The sequence below is a fragment of the Stenotrophomonas sp. YJH_SMC_40 genome (assembly GCF_059368615.1).
Window position 1 is genome coordinate 107,143 of the sequence record NZ_JCAFRX010000009.1, and the last position, 20,029, is coordinate 127,171.

At 68.0% G+C, this 20,029-nt stretch carries 18 protein-coding genes; 9 read left to right on the forward strand and 9 right to left on the reverse strand.

The window, feature by feature from the left end:
* Window positions 1–8 precede the first annotated feature (8 nt).
* The 4 genes from AC5P6X_RS17155 to AC5P6X_RS17170 form a co-directional block, all read right to left on the reverse strand.
* The gene (locus tag AC5P6X_RS17155) at window positions 9–836 is read right to left on the reverse strand and encodes a class I SAM-dependent methyltransferase (RefSeq protein ID WP_005408109.1); all 828 of its coding nucleotides are present in this window, start codon (window positions 834–836) and stop codon (window positions 9–11) included.
* A 57-nt stretch (window positions 837–893) separates the two neighbouring features.
* Window positions 894–1,889, reverse strand: a complete 996-nt coding sequence (dusB, locus tag AC5P6X_RS17160) for a tRNA dihydrouridine synthase DusB (protein ID WP_012479176.1) — start codon at window positions 1,887–1,889, stop codon at window positions 894–896.
* A 147-nt stretch (window positions 1,890–2,036) separates the two neighbouring features.
* Entirely contained in the window at window positions 2,037–2,468 is a 432-nt protein-coding gene (locus AC5P6X_RS17165) for a hypothetical protein (RefSeq protein ID WP_032966440.1), read from the reverse strand.
* Between the two features lie 109 nt (window positions 2,469–2,577).
* Complete coding sequence (locus AC5P6X_RS17170) at window positions 2,578–3,495, reverse strand: LysR family transcriptional regulator (RefSeq protein WP_049451428.1); 918 nt, start codon at window positions 3,493–3,495, stop codon at window positions 2,578–2,580.
* A gap of 92 nt (window positions 3,496–3,587) precedes the next feature.
* On the opposite strand from AC5P6X_RS17170, the gene AC5P6X_RS17175 reads away from it, so the two are divergent.
* Window positions 3,588–4,808 (forward strand): MFS transporter, encoded by a 1,221-nt coding sequence (locus AC5P6X_RS17175; RefSeq protein WP_099605844.1) that lies wholly within the window; start codon window positions 3,588–3,590, stop codon window positions 4,806–4,808.
* A 64-nt stretch (window positions 4,809–4,872) separates the two neighbouring features.
* Here AC5P6X_RS17175 and AC5P6X_RS17180 read toward each other — a convergent pair whose 3' ends face one another.
* Together AC5P6X_RS17180 and AC5P6X_RS17185 are read right to left on the reverse strand one after the other, a co-directional pair.
* Entirely contained in the window at window positions 4,873–5,838 is a 966-nt protein-coding gene (locus AC5P6X_RS17180) for a ribokinase (RefSeq protein ID WP_005408114.1), read from the reverse strand.
* Between the two features lie 25 nt (window positions 5,839–5,863).
* The gene (locus AC5P6X_RS17185; protein ID WP_005408115.1) at window positions 5,864–7,162 is read right to left on the reverse strand and encodes a NupC/NupG family nucleoside CNT transporter; all 1,299 of its coding nucleotides are present in this window, start codon (window positions 7,160–7,162) and stop codon (window positions 5,864–5,866) included.
* Window positions 7,163–7,355: 193 nt separating this feature from the next.
* Here AC5P6X_RS17185 and AC5P6X_RS17190 point away from each other — a divergent pair, with 193 nt between their 5' ends.
* The 5 genes from AC5P6X_RS17190 (at window position 7,356) to AC5P6X_RS17210 (ending at window position 12,851) form a co-directional block, all read left to right on the forward strand.
* Complete coding sequence (locus tag AC5P6X_RS17190) at window positions 7,356–8,327, forward strand: aldo/keto reductase (RefSeq protein WP_024957304.1); 972 nt, start codon at window positions 7,356–7,358, stop codon at window positions 8,325–8,327.
* Window positions 8,328–8,655: 328 nt separating this feature from the next.
* Complete coding sequence (gene hemP, locus AC5P6X_RS17195) at window positions 8,656–8,850, forward strand: hemin uptake protein HemP (RefSeq protein WP_005412278.1); 195 nt, start codon at window positions 8,656–8,658, stop codon at window positions 8,848–8,850.
* Window positions 8,851–9,003: 153 nt separating this feature from the next.
* The gene (locus AC5P6X_RS17200) at window positions 9,004–11,247 is read left to right on the forward strand and encodes a TonB-dependent hemoglobin/transferrin/lactoferrin family receptor (RefSeq protein WP_349675283.1); all 2,244 of its coding nucleotides are present in this window, start codon (window positions 9,004–9,006) and stop codon (window positions 11,245–11,247) included.
* Window positions 11,248–11,251: 4 nt separating this feature from the next.
* Entirely contained in the window at window positions 11,252–11,851 is a 600-nt protein-coding gene (locus AC5P6X_RS17205; RefSeq protein WP_005408118.1) for a ChuX/HutX family heme-like substrate-binding protein, read from the forward strand.
* Between the two features lie 73 nt (window positions 11,852–11,924).
* On the forward strand, window positions 11,925–12,851 hold the full coding sequence (locus AC5P6X_RS17210; RefSeq protein ID WP_049451431.1) for a DUF6607 family protein: 927 nt from the start codon (window positions 11,925–11,927) through the stop codon (window positions 12,849–12,851).
* Window positions 12,852–12,958: 107 nt separating this feature from the next.
* Here the strand turns inward: AC5P6X_RS17210 and AC5P6X_RS17215 are convergent, their stop codons facing one another.
* Together AC5P6X_RS17215 and AC5P6X_RS17220 are read right to left on the reverse strand one after the other, a co-directional pair.
* The gene (locus tag AC5P6X_RS17215; RefSeq protein ID WP_262091255.1) at window positions 12,959–15,475 is read right to left on the reverse strand and encodes an ABC transporter permease; all 2,517 of its coding nucleotides are present in this window, start codon (window positions 15,473–15,475) and stop codon (window positions 12,959–12,961) included.
* Window positions 15,472–16,119 (reverse strand): ABC transporter ATP-binding protein, encoded by a 648-nt coding sequence (locus AC5P6X_RS17220; protein ID WP_005408121.1) that lies wholly within the window; start codon window positions 16,117–16,119, stop codon window positions 15,472–15,474. The genes AC5P6X_RS17215 and AC5P6X_RS17220 overlap by 4 nt, the downstream gene beginning before the upstream one ends.
* Before the next feature lie 75 nt (window positions 16,120–16,194).
* Between AC5P6X_RS17220 and AC5P6X_RS17225 the strand changes: the two genes are divergently transcribed.
* The 3 genes from AC5P6X_RS17225 to AC5P6X_RS17235 all read left to right on the forward strand — a co-directional run bounded on the left by AC5P6X_RS17225 (window position 16,195) and on the right by AC5P6X_RS17235 (window position 19,068).
* Window positions 16,195–16,839: an arylesterase gene (locus AC5P6X_RS17225; protein WP_049451433.1), complete on the forward strand. Its 645-nt coding sequence runs from the start codon at window positions 16,195–16,197 to the stop codon at window positions 16,837–16,839.
* 87 nt (window positions 16,840–16,926) lie between these two features.
* Entirely contained in the window at window positions 16,927–17,640 is a 714-nt protein-coding gene (locus AC5P6X_RS17230) for a response regulator transcription factor (RefSeq protein ID WP_002811889.1), read from the forward strand.
* A 156-nt stretch (window positions 17,641–17,796) separates the two neighbouring features.
* Window positions 17,797–19,068: a sensor histidine kinase gene (locus tag AC5P6X_RS17235; protein ID WP_005412286.1), complete on the forward strand. Its 1,272-nt coding sequence runs from the start codon at window positions 17,797–17,799 to the stop codon at window positions 19,066–19,068.
* Between the two features lie 231 nt (window positions 19,069–19,299).
* Here AC5P6X_RS17235 and AC5P6X_RS17240 read toward each other — a convergent pair whose 3' ends face one another.
* The gene (locus AC5P6X_RS17240; RefSeq protein ID WP_049450179.1) at window positions 19,300–20,001 is read right to left on the reverse strand and encodes an SGNH/GDSL hydrolase family protein; all 702 of its coding nucleotides are present in this window, start codon (window positions 19,999–20,001) and stop codon (window positions 19,300–19,302) included.
* Window positions 20,002–20,029: the final 28 nt, after the last annotated feature.

A 20,029-nucleotide genomic window follows, 5' to 3' on the forward strand; every position in this document is an offset into this window, starting at 1 on the left:
GCGTTGGCTCAATACACCGTCGCGCGGCCCTGCACGAACGAGTAGAAGAACACCGCGTTCGGGTCGTTCTGCACCAGGCGGAACTCGCGGCGCATGCCTTCCACGGTTTCCTCGTCCACCGAGCCGGCCTGCAGCAGCTGGTCGGCGGCCGACAGCAGCAGCTGTTCCCAGAACGCGATCATCGTCTTGCGACGCGCCGGCTCGCGGTTGTCCAGGTGGATGGTCTTGATCTCGGTGTGCACGTCGCGGAAGCCGCCGGCCAGCAGCAGGTTGCCCAGCTTGGCGCCGACGAACGGGTCGCCCCCGTGGTCGTACTGGAAATCGTTGAAGGCCATCCAGTAGCGCCAGATGTGCGGCGAATACGGATCGAGCAGGAACGAAGCATTCATCACTTCGGTGATGTACACCGGCGAACCCGGTGCCAGCACCCGGCGCACTTCGCTCAGCACACGTGCGGGTGACGGCACGTGCTCCAGCACCCAGCACAGGAACGCCGCGTCGAAGCTGCGTGCCTCGAACGGCAGCTCGCCGGCATCGGCCTGCTGCAGGGTATAGCGGTCGCTGCACCACGGCGTGCGCGCCAGGTTCTCGCGCGCGGTGGCCAGCTGCGTTTCGCTCAGGTCCACGCCGGTCACGTGCAGCTCGGGGAAGCGGCGCAGCAGGATCTCGGTCTGTGCGCCCACGCCGCTGCCGACTTCCAGCAGGCGCCGCGCGCCGCTGTAGTCGATCTGGCCGAAGATGCTCGATTCCAGCAGCCGGGCCTGGGTCATCAGGCGCTGCTGCTCGGTGCCGGAAAACCCGTGCAGATAGGTCGGGGAGGAAATCGGCGGGGTCATGGTGGGCTCTTGTAGCGTCGAGCTGGCTCGACTGTTCGCAGACGCGGGGCTGGTGGCTCAGGCCGCCGAAGGCAGCGCCGGTTCCCCGGCGATCAGGCGGTCGAAGTATTCGGTGGTCAATGCGATCTGGCTGGCCGGATCCTCGGCACGGTTGACCACCGCGCGGAAAGCGGCATTCTCCGGCCGGTCCTTGGCATACCAGCCCAGGTGCTTGCGCGCGATGCGCACGCCCTGCGGCTCGCCATAGAACGCATGCAGCGCGTGCAGGTGGCCAAGCAGGATGTCGCGCACTTCCGCCAGTGATGGCGGTGGCAGTTCCTCGCCGGTGGCCAGGTAGTGCGCCACTTCGCGGAAGATCCACGGCCGGCCCTGCGCCGAGCGACCGATCATCACCGCATCCACGCCGGTTTCCTTCAGGACGTAGGCGGCCTTCTGCGGCGAATCGATATCGCCGTTGGCGATCACCGGAATGCGCAGCGCGGCCTTGATCTCGCCGATCGTGGCGTACTCCGCCTGGCCGGTGTAGTGCTGGTCGCGGGTACGGCCGTGCACCGCCAGTGCCGCGATACCGCTGTCCTCGGCGATGCGTGCGATCAGCGGGCCATTGCGATGGTCGCAGTCCCAACCGGTGCGGATCTTCAGCGTGACCGGCACGTCCACCGCGTTGACCACGGCCTCGAGGATGCGCGCCACCAGTTGCTCGTCGCGCATCAGCGCCGAACCGGCCCAGGCGTTGCACACCTTCTTGGCCGGGCACCCCATGTTGATGTCGATGATCTGCGCGCCGTGGTCGACGTTGTAGCGCGCGGCCTCGGCCAGCTGCTGCGGCTCGGTGCCGGCGATCTGCACGCTGATCGGGGCCGGTTCGCCGTCATGGTCCATGCGGTGGATCGACTTGCGCGTGTTCCAGAAGCGCGGATCACTGATGGTCATTTCCGAGGCGGCCAGACCCGCGCCCAGCCGTTTGCACAGCAGGCGGAAGGGCTTGTCGGTGACGCCGGCCATGGGCGCCAGCACGACGTTGGGGGCAATGGTGTAGGGGCCGATCTGCATGCGCCCATTGTAGGGCGCGGGCGGCGGTACGGCCGTGTCAGCCCCGCCCCGGTTCAGGCCCATCGGCACCGACCTCATGCCGTACCGGCATCAGCAGATGCTTGACGGTTGCTTCCGCCGCCCCCAAGGGCGGGCGATGGTAGGTGGCTACCCCAGGCTCTGCCAGGCCTGCCGGGTCCCCAGCGCGAAGGCCAGCCCCAGGCAGAGGCAGACCAGTGAACTGGCTACCCAGAAGCGCCGGCCGTTGTAGCCGGGCCGGAGCAGCGCCAGGCCGAAGCCCATCGCCGCGCGCAGCAGCAACAGCAGGGCGATGCCCGTCAGGACCAGACGACTGGCCGGCAGCGGCGAATGCCAGCCCGCGGCGGCCAGTGCGTACAGCGCCCAGGCCACCAGCACGGCAGTGATGCCGGCGGTCATCAGCGGCGGCCACCAATGCCCGGCCTGTGCCAGCCGGACCATGCGCTGGCCAGCACCAAAGTACCTGTACCACGCGGCGCCGAAGGCAATGCAGCCGATATGCAGCAAGGCTGCGATGGCACTACCGGCGGCGGCAACCAGCAACCAGGGGAATCCGTCCATGTCCTGCCCACGCTGAAACGCTGCGCGGATGGTGGGTGAGGGGCGGGATGCGGGCAATGCGACCGGCAGTCGCAGCTGTTCGATGCGACCGCCGCCGATGGCGCTTCGCTCAGCGCGGCGGATCGATCGGCAACCCGGCGCCGAGACGGTCCAGGGCCACGTCCACGCGTGGCAGCCGTTGCCGGCCCTGCGGCCACAGCAGGCGCAGCGGCAGGCCGCGGCAGTCCAGCGACGGCAGGATCGAGACCAGGCTGCCGCGCGCCAGCGCGTCATCGACCAGCCAGGTGGCCAGCTGCGCGATGCCGAAGCCGGCCTCGACCGCCGCCACCTGGGCCTCGGCGCTGCCAACCACCAGGCGCGCGCGGGCCTGCAGCGGTGTACTGCGCTGCCTGCCATCGGCCACCTGCCACGGCCCGATGCTGCCGTCCGCGCGTCCGAACAGCACACCGTCATGCCCGGCCAGCTCGGCGGCCGAGCGGGGCTGGCCATGCCGAAGCAGGTAGGCCGGGGAGGCGCAGAAGCGCAGGCATTCGTAACCGAGCAGGCGGCTGCCCAGCGTGGCGGGCAGCGGCTCGGGACCGCCGATGCGCACGGCGAGGTCGACGCCGTCCTCGGCGAGGTCGCTGAAGCGGTCGCTGAAGGTCACCTGCGGATGCAACTGTGGAAACTCGGCGGCCAGCTGCAGCAGCAACGGCCAGACTTTGAGGCGCCCGAAGGTGGCCGGCGCATCCACCCGCAGGCGGCCCACGGGCGCGTCTGCGTGCGAGACCAGCACCGACTCGGCATCGGCCAGCTCGCCCAGCACCCGCACGCAGGTGCGATAGAAGCCCTCACCAGCCTCGGTCAGGCGAAGGCGGCGCGTGCTGCGTTCGAACAACCGCGCGCCCAGGCGTGCCTCCAGCCGTGCGATGGTCTTGCCCACCGCCGAACTGGTCAGGTGCAGGCGTTCAGCGGCGGCAGTGAAGCTGCCGGCATCGGCGGTGGCGACGAAGGCCTCGATGCCGCGCAGGCGCTCGGTGGGAAGCATGGGGAATTTCTGTCCGGAATCGATGGAAAACATAGCAGTAATCGGAATCCGGGGAGGAAATAGGCTGGCGGCCCCTGTTCTGATGCCCGCCCATGTCCTCCCTCGATTCCGCCGCGGCCGCTGTCCACGCAAACGGCCGCGCACGCCTTTCGGTTGTCCTGCTGGCGGTGTCCGCCTTCGTCATCGTCACCACCGAGTTCCTGATCGTCGGCCTGTTGCCGGCGCTGGCGCGCGACCTTGGCCTGGGCATCGCCCGCGCCGGGCAGCTGGTTACCTTGTTCGCGTTCACCGTGATGCTGGCCGGGCCACCGTTGACCGCGCTGCTGTCACACGTCGGCCGGCGCCGCCTGTTCGTGGCCATCCTGCTGTTGTTCGCGGGTTCCAACGCGCTGGCCGCGATGGCCACGCAGCCGTGGCTGCTGGCGCTGGCGCGGGTGCTGCCGGCACTGGCCCTGCCGGTGTTCTGGGGCACCGCCAGTGAGACTGCTGCGCAGCTGGCACCTGCAGGGCAGGGAGGTCGTGCGGTCGCGCGGGTCTACCTGGGTATCACCGCCGCAATGCTGTTCGGTATCCCGCTGGGTACGTTGGCTGCCGACGCCCTCGATTGGCGCGGCAGCTTCTGGCTGTTGGCGGCCCTGTCGCTGTTGATGGCCAGCGCGCTGGCGTTGTGGATGCCGGACACCGTGGCCGGACCGCGGCGCGCGCTGGGCGAACAGGCACGAGTACTGCGCCAGCCGCAGTTGCTGGGCGATGTGCTGCTGTCGGTGCTGGTGTTTACCGCGATGTTTGCTGCCTATACCTACCTGGCCGATGTGCTGGAGCGGCTGATGCAGGTACCGGCGGCACAGGTGGGCTGGTGGCTGATGGGCTTCGGAGCTGTCGGGTTGATCGGCAATGCACTGGGTGGGCGCTGGGTCGATCGTGCGCCGCTGGGCGCGACCCTGGTGTTCTGCGCGGTGCTGGCGCTGGGCATGCTGGCCAGTGTCGGGCTGGCCGGCCACGGCACGCTCGTGCTGATCGCACTGGCCCTGTGGGGTGTGGCGCATACCGCATTGTTCCCGCTGTGCCAGGTGCGGGTGATGCGTGCGGCGCCGCAGGCGCAGGCGCTGGCGGGAACCTTGAATGTGTCCGCGGCCAACGCCGGCATCGGCCTGGGCGCGCTGCTGGGAGGTGGCGCCATCGAACGCTTCGGGCTTGCCTCGCTGGGCGTGGTGGCCGCTGCCGTGGCCCTGCTGGCAATCGTCGCGGGCCTGCTGCTGCGGCGGCTTGCCCGGTCCCGTTCATCCACGCATGGCGTGGATCTGCCTCATTGAAAGGCAAACAGAAAAGCCCGGGTGTCTGCACACCCGGGCTTCTTCATCCACGCATGGCGTGGATCTACTTTGCTTCGGCGTCGGCCGGGGTGAAGCGCGGCATCGCCGCTGCAGCGCCTTCCTTCTCGGTCGAGCGACCGGCGAACTGGTTGGCGAAGCGCACGTGGCGGGCGAACGGGGCGTCGGCCACCTGCGCCAGCGACGCGGCCAGCGCACCGTTGAAGGCGTCACCGGCACCGGTGGTGTCGATCGCCTGCACCTGTTCGGCACCCACGCGGTAGTACGGCTGGGTATCGCCGCGCAGGTTCTCGTCGGCATGCGACACGAACACGCCCACCGAGCCCAGGGTGACCACCACGGTGCCGTTGCCGACCAGCTTGCGGCACAGCGCGTGCAGGCTGGCTCCATCCAGCGCGGCGACGTCGTTGGCATCCACGCGCTCACCGACATGGCGGCCGAGCAGGGCAGCGAACTCGGTTTCGTTCGGGGTGATCACATCGGCCAGCTTGAGCAGGCCGATGGTCGAGGGGGCATCGGCCGGTGCGGTGTTGAGCACGGTGGTGACGCCGGCCTCGCGGGCCGTGGCCAGTGCCGCTTCGATGGTCTGCACCGGCGATTCCAGCTGCACCAGCACCACCCTGGCGCCGGTCAGCAGGGCCTGCTGCTGTTGCAGGAAGTCGGTGCTCAGCGCAGCGTTGGCACCCGGGCCGATCACGATGGTGTTGCGGCCACGGGCATCGACGTAGATGCCGGCGGTGCCGGTCGGTTCGCTGCTGGCTTCGGCGATGAGGCCGAAACCATCCTGCGCCGCCAGTTCGCGCGCGGTGGCGCCACCGGCGTCGTCGCCCAGCGCGCACACGAAGTGCGTCTCGGCACCGGCGCGGCAGGCCGCCACGGCCTGGTTGAAGCCCTTGCCACCGGGGCCGGTGCTGTAGCGGCCGGCAATGGTCGCGCCCGGTGCCGGCAGCGACTCGCACCGCCACACGTGATCGACATTGAAGGAACCGACGACAACGACACTGCTGCTCATAGGGAATCTTTTCTCAACCAAGGGTTCAACTGAAGTGCGTCAGCACGCCGGCGATGGTCGCCGTCATGAAGGTGGCAATGGTACCGCCCAGCACCGCGCGCAGGCCGAACTTGGCCAGGTCGTGGCGACGTTCCGGGGCCAGGCCACCGATGCCGCCGATCTGGATCGCGATCGAGCTGAAGTTGGCGAAGCCGCACAGCGCGTAGGTCGCGATCAGGCGACCTTCGCTGGACAGGCTGACGCCAGCCACCTGGCCGTTCACGATCTGCGACAGCTCGGTGTAGGCCACGAACTCGTTGATCACGACCTTCTGGCCGATCAGCGAACCGACGGTGGTGGCATCGGCCCACGGCGTACCGATCACCCAGGCGATCGGGGCCAGCAGGTAGCCGAAGATGGTCGACAGGTTGGTCGGCTTGCCGATCTGCGCAGCCAGGCCGGTCACTTCACCGATCCAGGTCAGCGGGGCGTTCAGCAGCGCGATCAGGGCGATGAAGGCCAGCAGCATCGCGCCGATGTTCAGCGCCAGCTTCAGGCCGTCGCCGGCGCCGGCCGCAGCCGCGTCGATGATGTTGCTGGAGGTCTTTTCGACTTCCATCTTCACCGTGCCGCGGGTGAGCGGGGTGCCGGTTTCCGGGATCAGCAGCTTGGCCACGACCAAGGTGGCCGGCGCGGCCATGATGCTGGCCGCCAGCAGATGCTTGGCGTAGAAGGCCTGCTGCGCTGGGTCGCCGCCGCCAAGCATGCCCACGTAGGCCGCCAGCACGCCGCCGGCGATGTGTGCCATGCCGCCGATCATCATGGTCAGCAGCTCGGACTGGGTCATCCTGGCGATGTACGGGCGCACGGTCAGCGGCGCCTCGGTCTGGCCGATGAAGACGCTGGCGCAGACGCTGGTGGTTTCCGCACCGGACACACGCATGACCTTGGTGATCGCCCACGCCATCACGCGCACGATCGCCTGCATGATGTTCAGGTGGTACATCACCCCCATCAGCGCCGAGAAGAAGATGATGGTCGGCAGCACCTGGAAGGCGAAGATGAAGCCGTAATTCTTGGTGTCCATCAACGAGCCGAAGATGAAACCGGAACCCTCGTTGACGAAGCTCAGCACCTTGACGAAGCCGTGGCCCAGCGCGTCGAACACGTCGCGCCCGCCCGGCACCAGGATCACCAGCGCCGCGAAGGCGATCTGCAGGGTGATACCGGTGGCAACCAGCTTCCAGTCAACCGCGCGCTTGTTATTGGAAAACAACCAGGTGATGCCGATCAGCACCGCCAACCCGAACAGGCCGAAGCCGATCCTGCCCAAACCTTCGACCATGTGAGTGACTCCCCTGGGGCGTCGCGAAAAACGGGAAGCCTAGTGCAGGGCAGGGGCCGGGGCAAGAAAAAGCAGCGTGCGCGCGGCCAACGGTACCGATCAGGCCAGCAACGGCAAGGGCTTGCGGCTGGCGGCGGCAGGTAGAATGGGGGTCGATCCCGGCCCGGATGCGGGCCCGCAGCAGGAGATTCGCATGCAATACCGTCGCCTGGGCTCCACCGGCCTGCCGATTTCCGCCCTTTCCTTCGGCGCCTGGGTGACCTTCGGTGACCAGATCCCGCGTGATGAGGCGCGCAACCTGGTGGCCGCCGCCTGGGATCATGGTGTCAACTTCTTCGACAACGCCGAGGGCTATGCCAACGGCCGTGCCGAACAGGTCATGGGTGACGTGATCGCCGACCTGCGCCTGCCGCGCGACGGTTTCTGCGTGTCCAGCAAGGTGTTTTTCGGCAGCGCCAAGGACCCGCGGCCGACCCAGCGCGGGCTGTCGCGCAAGCACGTGACCGACGCCTGCCACGCTGCACTCAAGCGCCTGCGGGTGGACTACCTGGACCTTTACTACTGCCACCGCCCGGATCCGGACGCGCCGATCGCCGAGACCGTGCATGCGATGGACACCCTGGTGCGGCAGGGCAAGATCCTCTACTGGGGCACCTCGGAGTGGTCGGCGGTGCAGATCCAGCAGGCGCTGGACATCGCCGAGGCGCGCAACCTGCAGGGCCCGTCGATGGAGCAGCCGCAGTACAACCTGCTGCACCGCGAGCGGGTCGAGGTCGAGTACGCGCCGCTGTATGCCGGTGCCGGCCTGGGTACCACCATCTTCTCGCCGCTGGCGTCGGGCCTGCTCACCGGCAAGTACGACCAGGGCATTCCGGCCGATGCACGGCTGGGGCGGGAAGGCATGGAGTGGTTGCAGGACCTGGTGCTGGGGGCCGACGCCGGGGCCCGCCTGGGCCAGGTGCGGCGCTTCAGCGAGGTGGCACGCGCGCTGGGCCACGCCCCGGCCACGCTGGCCATCGCCTGGTGCCTGCGCAACCCGAACGTTTCCAGCGTGATCCTCGGCGCCAGCCGGGTCAGCCAGCTGCTGCAGAACCTGCAGGCACTGGACGTGCTGGAGCAGGTCGACGCGGCCGGCTGGGCGCAGGTCGAAGCCGTCTTCGCCTGAACCCCGGGGCCGGCCGGGCCTCGGGGGCCTCGGTCGGGCCGGTTCGGCCGAGGGAACAGGACGGGAACTGGAACTGGAACGGGAACGGGAACGGGAACGGGAACGGTAGAGTCGCCTGTTAGTCGACTGCTTCGAATAACCGACTGCTTCGAGCAACAGCAGTCGACCAACAGTCGACTCTACACACCTGCGTCGCCATTTAATTGATGCGATCTATCGAATTACGGAATTCGATCATTAATCCCATCAATGAAATTGAGAATGGTTGTTGATTGTCAACTGAGAATCATTATCATTTAACTCGTCCCTCGCACGAGTCCAGATGCTCATGAATGCTCAACCTGTACTGCTGCGCCCCGAAACGCTGACCCTCCGCGATCGACCGGTCCGCGTCGTTCCGCCGGAAGAGGTCATCGACAGCGAAGCCCTGCTCAAGGGCCGTCGTGAAATCCTGATCCAGCACGGCGACCGCTTCTATCGCCTGCGGCACACCAGCAACGACAAGCTGATCCTGACCAAGTAATCGCGGTCTGGTCGCCCGCCTCCCTCCCTCCTGCCGGCAGCGCCGACAGGGTGGGCGACCCGTCCGCTCCCGCTCTCTCCCCCTCGGTCTACCGCGTGCACCTTCCGGGTGTGCCGGTAACCGGGGGTTCCCCTGCCTGACCGAACGAACCCGATGACCCGCCATACCGCCCTTTGCCTTGCTGTCTGGATGGCGCTGCCGCTGTCCGCCCACGCTGCTGCCACTGCTGCCCCCGATGCGCGCGAATTCGATCGGGTGCAGGTCACCGCCACCCGCACCGAGCGGGCGGTGAGCGACGTGGCGGCCACGGTGGATGTCATCGACCGTGAGCAGATGGACCGGCACCTGGTGCAGGACATCAAGGATCTGGTGCGCTACGAGCCGGGCCTGTCGGTCACCCGCAGCGCGACCCGCTTCGGCCTGGATGGTTTCCGCATCCGTGGCCTGGACGGCAACCGCGTGCGCATCCAGACCGACGGCATCGTCATGCCGACCCGGTTCGACATCGGTTCGTTCGCCAGTTCCAACCGCAACTTCACCGACCTCGATACGCTCAAGCGCGTCGAGATCGTGCGTGGCCCGGCCAGCTCGCTGTACGGCTCCGATGCACTCGGTGGCGTGGTCGCGTTCGTGACCAAGGACCCGGCCGACTACCTCAAGGACGGCAAGAACAGCTACTTCGGCCTGAAGTTCGGCTACGACGGCGAGTGGAAGGGCCTGCTCGGCGGTGCCACGGCCGCCTTTGGTGGCGACCACTGGAGCGGCCTGGTCAACGTCAACCACCACCAGGGCCAGGAAACGGACAACAAGGGCACGGTGCGCAGCGACAACGACACCCGCACCGCGTCCAATCCGCAGGATCGCGACGGCCGCAGCCTGCTCAGCAAACTGGTCTATGCACCCAGCGAAGACCAGCGCTTCCGCCTGACCGTGGAAGGCAACGAAGACACCACCGATACCAATGTGTTGTCGGCGATTGCCAGCGTTGCACCGCGCCCCGGCGCGATGGCTGCGGCCACTGGCATGAAGTCCCACGACACCCAGAAGCGCAACCGCGTGTCCTTCGCCCACGAGATGGATGCGCTGGACCAGCCGTTCGCCGACAGCCTGCATTGGCAGGTGTACGCGCAGAACAGCGAAACCCGGCAGCAGACCGACGAGACCCGCACCGACGGCACCCGCCGCCACCGCGTGTTCTCCTTCGACCAGCATGCCTATGGCCTGCAGGCGCAGTTCAACAAGGCGTTCACCACCGGCAGCGTCGAGCACGCACTGACCTATGGTTTCGAAGGCACCCGTACCGAGATCCGCCAGAAGCGCGACGGCTATCAGGTCAGCAAGGCTGGCGTGGTCAGCAACACGGTGCTGCCGGACACCTTCCCGGTGCGTGACTTCCCGATCAGCAAGACCACCGAGCTGGGCCTGTATGCACAGGATGAGATGCGCTTTGCCGATGGCCGGCTGTCGCTGGTGCCGGGCGTGCGCGTGGACCGCTACGAGCTGAAGCCGGAAGTGGACAGCATCTTCGCCGAAGACAACCCGACCACGGCCGTGGCGCAGCTGAAGAAGACCAGCGTGTCGCCGAAGCTGGGCATGGTCTGGCGCTTCACCGACGAATGGTCGCTGTTCGCCGGTTATGCGCGTGGCTTCCGTTCGCCGCCGTACAACGACGTCAACATCGGCCTGACCAACGTCGCCTTCCGCTATACCGCCATCGCCAACCCGGATCTGAAGCCGGAAACCAGCGACGGCTACGAACTGGGCCTGCGCTTCATCGCGCCGGCGGCGTACGTCAGCGTCAGCGGCTACTACAACGACTACAAGGATTTCATCCAGTCCAACGTCGATACCGGTCGCAACGCACAGGGTTTGACCGTGTTCCAGTCGCAGAACATCGCCGACGCGCGCATCTATGGCGCGGAAATGAAGGCCGGCATCGAATTCGGCGAACTGAGCCCGGCACTGAAGGGCTGGGCGCTGCGCAGTGCGTTGGCATGGTCGCGTGGTGACAACCGGACCGATGACGAACCGCTGGCCTCGGTCGATCCGCTGCGTGGCACGCTGGGCCTGATGTACGACACCGATACCTGGGGCGTCGAACTGGCCGGTACCTTCGTGCAGCGCAAGAAGCGCCTGCCGCCGCCTGCGGCGCAGACCAATCCGAACGCACCGGCGCCGTTCGTCTACCAGCCGGCCGGCTACGGCGTGCTGGACCTGATGGCGCACTGGAACTTCGCGCCGGGTGCCACCTTCAATGTCGGCGTGTTCAACCTGGCCGACAAGCGCTACATCGAATGGTCGTCGATCACCCCGAGCCTGATCACCGATCGCGCACTGAGCGATCGTTTCAGCAGCCCGGGCCGCACCTTCTCCGCCAGCCTTGCCGTTTCCTGGTGACCTCATGAGCCGAGCACTGTCCGCACGCAGGAATGACTCCATCGCCGCGCCGAACAGCGCGGCCTGGCCGACCCCGGCACAGCTGGCCACGCTCGGCACCGTGTTGTGCCTGTACCACGCCGACGGCAACGAGCTGGGCGGCTGGCGCCAGGCCGTACGCGTACACGCCTGCCAGGGCGTGGACAGCGAGGGCCTGCGCGAAAGTTTGTGCTTCCTTGATGGCCGTGGCCGCTGCGTGTGGCGCCTGTACCTGCTGCCCGACAGCGATTTCCTGGCCTGGGACCGTCTGGTCGCGGCGCTGCCGCCGGGACCGGAACACGACAGCGAGGCGAGCGTTGGCGAACGCCTGTGGCGGCGCCTGGCCGGCCATCTTGGCGGCCAGCGCTGGCGCCTGTGCGCGCTGCGCCTGCATGCCGCCGACGACGGACGCACGCTGGCCGCCAGTCTGTCGACCCTGTCCTCGCTGGGCGCGGCCACCGCGCGCCGCATCGCACGCCTGGAAGGTGCTGAAGGCGAGCTGGCGATCGACGACTGCTGCTGTGCCGACGCCGCCCGGCGTCCGGCTCCCCAGATTCCCGGCGACCTACCGCTGATCCGCCTGTGACCCTCTCCTGATGGAACGCCCGTTGGCCACGGATGGCCCCTCAATGAATCTGCAACCCCGAAGGAAGACCCCGATGAAGCTCCAGACAGCCAGCGCCATGCTGCTGCTCGCCGCCAGCGGCGTGGCCAGCGCGCAGCCCTCCGATATCGCCCGCGACCACGACAGCATCCTCGCCATGCAGGGTGAGTACACCGTGGACTTCGCCTTCGACGAGACCGTGCTGCTGAAGCCGGGCTACGAGCGTGCACCGGCGATGCGCAGCGGCGGCAGCGAAGTGGTCATCGTGGTCGAGGACACGCCGAAGCGCATCGTGCTGCAGCACCTGCTGCTGGATGAAAAGAGCGGCCACATCACCAAGCACTGGCGCCAGGACTGGGTGTACGAAGCACCGAACCGTTTCGAATTCAGCGCCGACCAGACCTGGAAGGTGCGCAATATTCCGTCGGCGGTGAACCAGGGCGCCTGGACCCAGTGCGTGTACGAAGTGAGCGACGCACCGCGCTACTGCGGCACCGGCACCTGGACCTACACCAACAACGTGCCGAGCTGGACCAGCGATCTGAGCTGGCGCCCGCTGCCGCGCCGTGAGTACACCAAGCGCAGCGACTACAACGCGCTGGCCGTGGTCAACCGCCACACGCTCACGCCCAATGGCTGGACCCACGAGCAGTTCAACACCAAGGTGCAGCGCAACGCCGATGGCAGCCAGGTGGAGATCGCACGCGAGTTCGGCTTCAACGACTACGTGAAGACCACCGAGGTCGACTTCACCCCGGCGCGCAACTACTGGAAGGCCACCGCCGGCTACTGGGCCAAGGTTCGCCAGCGCTGGGACGGTTTCCTGACCCAGGCCCCGGGCGTGCACCTGAAGACCAGGATCGACGGCATGGCGATGATCATCCCGCTGTTCACCCAGGCCGAAGAGATCCAGTCCGGCAAGAAGGTGAAGGACACGCAGATCGACGAAGTGTTCGCCAAGTACGTGGAAAAGGCCCAGTAGATCCACGCCATGCGTGGATGTGCTTGTTCCTTGAACACTGGCAACGCCGTCATGTGCACTTGGTAGGTGCCGAGCTTGCTCGGCACGCGCCCCGGTCCGGCGCTGCTTCAGGCCTCGCGCAGCGCCAATGCCGGCGGCGTATGCAGGATCGCCCGCGTACCCCACCAGCCCGCCAGCAGGCTCAGCCCGATGCCGACCACGCCGCCGACCAGCAGGCCCGGCCACGGCGGCAGCAACGGCAGCTCGAACACCTTCTGCGAGACCGCCACGCCGATCGCAGCCGCGGCGCCTACCGCCAGCAACGCGGCCAGCGTGCCCAGCGCGCCGAACTCCACCAGCACCGCACCGCGCAGCTGGCGCCGGGTCGCGCCCAGCGTGCGCAGCACCGCGCTGTCGTAGCGACGCTCGCCCGCCGTGGCCTGCAGCGCGGCCAGCAGCACCAGCACGCCGGCCAGCAGGCTGAACACCATCACCAGCTGCACCGCCTGTGCCACCCGTTCCATCACATCGCGCACCTGCGAGATCACCGCGTCCACGTCCAGCAGCGACAGGTTGGGCTGCGCGCGTATCAGCTCGCCCAGTCCGGCTGCCTTGCCGGCCGGCAGGTGGAATGCCGACAGCAGGTTGTGCGGTGTATCGCCCACCGCGTTCGGGTTCAGCAGCACGAAGAAGTTCGGCCGGAAGGTGTTCCAGTCGGCCTTGCGTACGCTGGTCACGGTGAATTCGCGTTGCTGCTCGCCTACTGCAATGGTGATGCGGTCGCCGGGATACACGCCGTAGCGCTTGGCCCAGCCGATCTCAACCGACGCCTCCGACGCCGTGCTGTCGGGCGTCCAGAAGGTGCCGTTCATCAGCGTATTGGCCGGCGGGAAGCTGCTGCGCCAGCTGAAGTTCAACGGCCGGTTCTCGTCGTCGTCATCGCGCTGGGCTTCGCCTGACGCCGGCTGTCCGCTCTGGTCCGGCGAGCGATCCACGCGCAGCGGCGGCTTGCCGTTGATCGCGATCAGGCGGCCGGTGGCCATCGGTTCGATGCTGGCGTCGTTGGCACCCAGTCCACGCAGCGCGGCCAGCACGCTGTCGCGCTGTTCGGGCTGGATGTTGATCAGGAAGTAGTTCGGCGTGTCCGCAGGCAGTCGCTCGCGCCACTGCTGCAGCAGGCCGGGGCCGGTCACCGCCAGCAGCAACAGCGCGCACAGCGACAGCGACAGCCCGACCAGCTGCATCACCGCCAGCATCCGGCGCCGCGTCAGCGCCGCCAGGCCCAGCCGCCAGTGGCCGTGCAGACGGTGCTGCAGGCCGCGCAGCAGCTGCAGCAGCACGAAACCGACCATGCCGGCCGCCACCGCCAACGCGGCCAGGCCGCCCAGCACCCATAGCGCCAGCTTGAGATCACCGGTCACCTGCACCGCCAGCAGCAGGCTGGCCGCCAGCGCTGCTACGTAGGCCAGCAGCGAGGCCGGGGGCAGGGCGGCGAAGGAGCGGTTGAGCACGCGCATCGGCGGCACCCCGCGCAGGCGCAGCAGCGGCGGCAGGCCGAAGCCGAACAGCAGCAACAGGCCGATGCCGGCGCCGGTCAGCGCCGGCATTGCCTCGGGTAGCGGCAAGCGCTGCGGCACCAGGCTGCCCAGCACCTGCACCAGGCCTTCCTGCGCGGCCATGCCCAGGCCGATGCCGAGTGCGCAGGCCGGCACCGCCAGCATCAGCAGCTGCAGCGCCAGGCCAAGCAGGATGTCGCGCTGGCGCGCGCCCAGGCAGCGCAGGATCGCCACCTGGTCGATGCGGCGCAGGGCAAAACGGTTGGCCGCCAGCGCGGTCGCCACGCCGGCCAGCAATACCGCCAGCAGCGCGCTCAGGCCGAGGAAGCGCCCGGCAAGATCAAAGGCCTGGCGCACGCCGCGCTGGGTGTCGTCCACGCTCAGCAGGCGAAGGCCTTTTACCTGTGGCAGCAGCCACTGGCGCAACGCGGCAACCTGGTCGGCGGAGCCGGCGAACATGAGCCGGTAGTTGATGCGGCTGCCGGGGCCAAGCAGGCCGGTGCCCTCCACATCGGCGCGGTTGACCAGCAGGGTGGGGGAGAGCGTCAGTAGGTCGCCGCCGGCATCCGGCTCGGCCTCGATGATGCCGGCGATGCGCAGCGTGCCGGCGCCGAATTCGAGATCATCGCCGGCCTTCAGTCCCAGCCCCTGCAGCAGGCGCGGGTCGGCATAGGCCTGGCCCTTGGGGGGCATGCCGGCGTTGGCGATCAGCGCGCCACCGGGCGTGCTGCGCACCCTCAGCGTGCCACGCAGCGGATAGCCCGCCTGCACCGCCTTGATGCTGGCCATCTGGCTGGCATCACCGTTGAACAGCACGCTGCCGAAGCTGGCGATGCGGGTGAAGGCCAGTCCACGCCGCTGCGCCTCGTCGGCGAATGCCTGCGGCGGGTCATCGCGCCCGGCGATGCCGAGGTCGCCGCCGAGCATTTCCGCCGCGCTGCCGGTCAGTGCCAGGTTGACCCGGTTCACCAGCGTGCCGACCGCGGTCATCACCGCCACGCCCAGCACCAGCGCGGCGAACACGGTCAGCAGGTCACCGGCCAGCGCCTCGCGGCGCAGCGCGCGCCACGCATGCCGCAGCAGGTTCATGCCTGCGCCCCACGCTCGACCGGCAGCAGGCGGCCGTCGTCGATGCGGTGGATGTACTGGCAACGCTGGGCCAGGCGCAGGTCGTGGGTGACCAGCACCAGGGTGGTGCCGCTGCCGGCGTTGAGTTCGAACAGCAGGTCGCTGATGTGCTGGCCGGTGGCGTGGTCCAGCGAGCCGGTCGGTTCGTCGGCGAACAGGATGCGCGGGCGGGTGACGAACGCACGTGCCAATGCCACGCGTTGCTGCTCGCCGCCCGACAACTGGCGCGGATAGTGGCGGGCGCGATGGGCCAGCCCGACCTGGGCCAGCACTTCATCGACCCGCGCCCGGTCTTCGCGCCCGGCCAGTTCCAGCGGCAGCGCGACATTCTCGGCGGCGGTCAGCGCCGGCAGCAGGTGGAAACTCTGGAACACGAAGCCGACCTCACGCGCGCGCAGCTGGGCGCGGGCCTCCTCGTCCAGCGCCGACAGGTCCTGGCCAGCCAGCGCGATGCGGCCGCGACTGGGCAGGTCCAGCCCGGCCAGCAGGCCAAGCAGGGTGGTCTTGCCGGAACCGGAGGCGCCGACGATGGCCACGCTGGTGCCTTCATGGACCGTCAGGGTGATGTTGTCCAGTATGTGGACTTCACCCTCCGGGCCCTGCACGGACTTGCCGACCTGGTCGACGGCGATGGCGACGGGCGCGCTGCGGGGGGACAGGCTGTCGATGAGGAGACTCCAATGCGCAAGACGGGATGGAGCCGGCGAGCCGGCGCGATGATGGTGCTGCTGCTAGGGTTCCTGCTGCTGCCGGGGCTGGCCTGTGCCAAAGGTCCGGCCGGCACCGTGCTGGTGCTCGGCGACAGCCTCAGTGCTGCCCACAATATCCCTGCCGACGCCGGCTGGGTCAGCCTGCTGCAGCAGCGGGTCAGGCAGCAGTCGAAAACCCCGGCGCGCATCGTCAACGCCAGCATGAGCGGCGAGACCACCGCCGGCGCGCTGACCCGCCTGCCTGGCCTGCTGGCGAAGGAAAAGCCGACCGTGGTAGTGATCGCCCTTGGCGGCAACGACGCATTGCGCGGGCTGACCCCGGCGCAGGTGCAGGGCAACCTGGGAAAGATGGTGCAGGCCAGCCAGAAGGCCGGCGCGAAGGTGCTGCTGCTGGGCATTGACGTGCCGCCCAACTACGGGCCGGCCTATCGCCAGCGCCTGGCGGCGGCCTACAACGCGCTGGCCACGCAGTACAAGGTGCCGCTGCTGCCCTTCCTGCTGGAGGGCGTCGCCCTGCAGCCGGGCATGATGCAGGCCGACGGCCTGCACCCGACCGCACAGGCGCAGCCAAAGGTGCTCGACAACGTCTGGCCGCTGCTGAGGCCGCTGCTCTGAACCGTTTGTGTACCTCTTGACGGAACTTCACATCGCGTCCACCGTCGATCCGGCATGTTTCACAAAGCTGAAGTTAGAGGGAATCACATGCGTCAGACGAAGGAGACCTCCGGCTTGGTGCTGGTGGTCGAAGACAACCGCAACATCTCCGAGATGATCGGGGAATACCTGGAAGGTCGCGGCTTCGAAGTCGACTATGCACAGGACGGCCTGGATGGCTACCGCCTTGCGGCGGAGAACAGCTATGACGTCGTGGTGCTCGACTTGATGTTGCCGCGCCTGGATGGCATCGAAGTGTGCCGTCGCCTGCGCAACGATGCGCGCAAGTCCACCCCGGTGCTGATGCTCACTGCACGCGACACGCTGGACGACAAGCTCACCGGCCTGGGTTTCGGTGCCGATGACTACCTGACCAAGCCGTTCGCGATCCAGGAGCTGGAAGCCCGCCTGCGCGCGCTGATCCGTCGCGAACGTCGCCAGGTCGGTTCGGAAGTGCTGAAGGTGGCCGACCTGGTGCTCGATCCGGTCAGCATGCGTGCGACCCGTGCCGGCACCGAGCTGCAGCTTTCGCCGATCGGCCTGCGCCTGCTGACCATCCTGATGCGCGAATCGCCGCGCGTGGTCACCCGCCAGGAGATCGAGCGCGAGATCTGGGGCAATGGCCTGCCGGATTCGGACACCCTGCGCAGCCACCTGTACAACCTGCGCAAGATCATCGACAAGCCGTTCGACCGTCCGCTGCTGCACACCGTGCAGAGTGCCGGCTACCGCATTGCCGACATCGCCCAGCCGATGGCCTGAGCAGGATACTCGCCGGTGCAGCAGCAGGCCCGGCCGGGTTGTGGCCACGTACGAGGGCAGGGCATGACCGGTCGGCACTGCCGCCGGTCATCGCCCATGCACCCGCACGGCGTGGCGCGCTGCCTATAATCGCAGCGCTCTGACCGGGACTCCGCAATGCCGCACGGCCTGCCGCGCAAGATCCGTATCGCCTTCATCCTGCAGGCAGTGCTGGCCAGCCTGGGCATCCTGCTGGGTGCGTGGCTGGTCTCGCTGGTGATCAAGCACAGCCTGGTGGGCGCTGCCCTGCGCGAGGAGGCGGCGTACTACTGGACGCTGCACGAAGCGTCCCCGGTGCAGCCACCGCCCAATACCCAGAACATCCGCGGCTACCTGCTGGAAAGCGGGCAGTCGGCACTGTCGTTGCCGGCCAACCTGCGCAATCTGGAGCCCGGCTTCCACGAACTGCCCAAGGACGACCAGCTGGTGCTGGTTGATGTGCGCCCGGCTGGCCGCCTGTACCTGGTGTTCCTGCGCTCGCGCGCCGAGATGCTGGCGTTCTGGTTCGGCATCGTGCCGGTGCTGCTGACCCTGTTGGCGGTGTATGGCGCCAGCTGGGTGACCTACCGCGCGTCCAAGCGCCTGGTGTCGCCGGTGAACTGGCTGGCTCGGCGCGTCTCGCGCTGGGACCCGGGGCATCCGGAAGCGGCCGACCTGGAGCCCAACAAGCTGCCGGCGGACATGCAGGGCGAGACCCGGCAGCTGGCGGCCGCGTTGCACTCGCTGGCCAACCGGGTCAGCGCGCACGTGGCACGCGAGCGCAACTTCACCCGCGATGCCAGCCATGAACTGCGCACGCCGCTGACCGTCATCCGCGTTGCCAGCGACATGGCACTGGGTGATGAAAGCCTGCAGCCGCGCCTGCGCCGCAGCCTGCAGCGCATCCAGCGGGCCGGCCGCGACATGGAAGCGGTGATCGATGCGTTCCTGATCCTGGCCCGCGAGGCAGACGTCGAACCGCAGATCGAGCTGTTCGACGTCAACGACATCGTCCGCTATGAAGTGGACAACGCCAACGAACTGCTGGGGGCTCGCCCGGTGTCGGTGCACCTGCACAGCGATGGCCCGGTGCAGCTGCATGCGCCGCCGCGGGTGCTGCAGGTGGTGGTCAGCAACTTGGTGCGCAATGCATGCAGCTACACCGACGAGGGGCGCATCGACGTGCATGTGCACAACGATCGGGTGGTGGTGCACGATACCGGCATCGGCATGTCCCCCGAAGCGCTGTCACGGGCGTTCGAACCGTTCTATCGCGCCGAACCCAGCCGGCCGCAGGGTACCGGCCTGGGCCTGTCGATCGTACGCAGGCTGTGTGATCGCTTCGGCTGGAAGGTCAGCCTGGCCAGCGAGCCGGGTCAGGGCACCGAGGCAACGGTGATCTTCCGGTAGAGGGATTTTGCCGGGCTGCGCCCGGCACCCGCCGAGGCAACATCAACATCAAAAGCGGGCATTCCGTGGAATGGCGGGGCGGTGTGGGTTTGCAGGACACGCCGTAAACCCGTCCATGGGGGCTCGATGGCGCCATCCATGGCGCCAACGGTCCTGCAAACCCACTCCGCCCCGCCTTCGACAGTTTCCCGCGATCCGCAGTACATCCACGCCATGCGTGGATGGGGTTGCTCAGTTGCAGTTGACCTTCGGCGCCAGCGCCTTGGTCCAGATGTCATAGCCGGCCGGGGTCATGTGCAGCATGTCCTCGCGGAACAGCGTTGCATCCGGCTGGCCATCCGCGCGCAGCATCGGCGTGTAGATGTCGGTGAAGCCGGTGTTGGGCAGCTTGGCCAGCGCAGCCTTGATCAGCGTGTTGGCCTCGTTGATCGCCGGCAGCAGGTGCGCACGCGACGGGCTCGGCTTGATCGACAGGTACTCGACCTTGGTCTTCGGCAGGTCGCGATGCACGCGCTGCACGAAGGCGACCACGTCGTCGCGCACCTGGGTCGCGGTGCGGCCGCTGTTGAGGTCGTTGTCACCGGCGTAGAAGAACACCTTGCACGGCGCATACGGCACCACGATCTGGCCGGCATACCAGGTGCTGTCGCGCACTTCCGAGCCGCCGAAACCGCGGTTGAATACAGGCTGGCCGGGGAAGTCGGTGGCCAGGCTCTCCCAGAAGCGGATGGAGGAGCTGCCGATGAATTCGATGCCACCGCGGGGCGGCGGGTTGGCCTGGTCGGCGCTGGCGAACCGGGCCATGTCGCCGGCCCAGGCCACGTTGGAGACCTGTTCGGGTACCCGGGGCGACGTGGTCGGGCCCAGGGCCTGGGCCAGCGGTGCGGCGGTCAGCAGGCCCAGCATCAGCAGGCAGGTACGGCGACGGGACATCAGGCGCTCCAGCAGGGAAGGGAACGCC

Coding starts and splice junctions, on each gene's coding strand:
- AC5P6X_RS17155 (WP_005408109.1), bottom strand. CDS start 836: ATGACCCCGCCGATTTCCTCCCCGACCTATCTGCACGGGTTTTCCGGC.
- dusB (WP_012479176.1), bottom strand. CDS start 1,889: ATGCAGATCGGCCCCTACACCATTGCCCCCAACGTCGTGCTGGCGCCC.
- AC5P6X_RS17165 (WP_032966440.1), bottom strand. CDS start 2,468: ATGGACGGATTCCCCTGGTTGCTGGTTGCCGCCGCCGGTAGTGCCATC.
- AC5P6X_RS17170 (WP_049451428.1), bottom strand. CDS start 3,495: ATGCTTCCCACCGAGCGCCTGCGCGGCATCGAGGCCTTCGTCGCCACC.
- AC5P6X_RS17175 (WP_099605844.1), top strand. CDS start 3,588: ATGTCCTCCCTCGATTCCGCCGCGGCCGCTGTCCACGCAAACGGCCGC.
- AC5P6X_RS17180 (WP_005408114.1), bottom strand. CDS start 5,838: ATGAGCAGCAGTGTCGTTGTCGTCGGTTCCTTCAATGTCGATCACGTG.
- AC5P6X_RS17185 (WP_005408115.1), bottom strand. CDS start 7,162: ATGGTCGAAGGTTTGGGCAGGATCGGCTTCGGCCTGTTCGGGTTGGCG.
- AC5P6X_RS17190 (WP_024957304.1), top strand. CDS start 7,356: ATGCAATACCGTCGCCTGGGCTCCACCGGCCTGCCGATTTCCGCCCTT.
- hemP (WP_005412278.1), top strand. CDS start 8,656: ATGAATGCTCAACCTGTACTGCTGCGCCCCGAAACGCTGACCCTCCGC.
- AC5P6X_RS17200 (WP_349675283.1), top strand. CDS start 9,004: ATGACCCGCCATACCGCCCTTTGCCTTGCTGTCTGGATGGCGCTGCCG.
- AC5P6X_RS17205 (WP_005408118.1), top strand. CDS start 11,252: ATGAGCCGAGCACTGTCCGCACGCAGGAATGACTCCATCGCCGCGCCG.
- AC5P6X_RS17210 (WP_049451431.1), top strand. CDS start 11,925: ATGAAGCTCCAGACAGCCAGCGCCATGCTGCTGCTCGCCGCCAGCGGC.
- AC5P6X_RS17215 (WP_262091255.1), bottom strand. CDS start 15,475: ATGAACCTGCTGCGGCATGCGTGGCGCGCGCTGCGCCGCGAGGCGCTG.
- AC5P6X_RS17225 (WP_049451433.1), top strand. CDS start 16,195: ATGCGCAAGACGGGATGGAGCCGGCGAGCCGGCGCGATGATGGTGCTG.
- AC5P6X_RS17230 (WP_002811889.1), top strand. CDS start 16,927: ATGCGTCAGACGAAGGAGACCTCCGGCTTGGTGCTGGTGGTCGAAGAC.
- AC5P6X_RS17235 (WP_005412286.1), top strand. CDS start 17,797: ATGCCGCACGGCCTGCCGCGCAAGATCCGTATCGCCTTCATCCTGCAG.
- AC5P6X_RS17240 (WP_049450179.1), bottom strand. CDS start 20,001: ATGTCCCGTCGCCGTACCTGCCTGCTGATGCTGGGCCTGCTGACCGCC.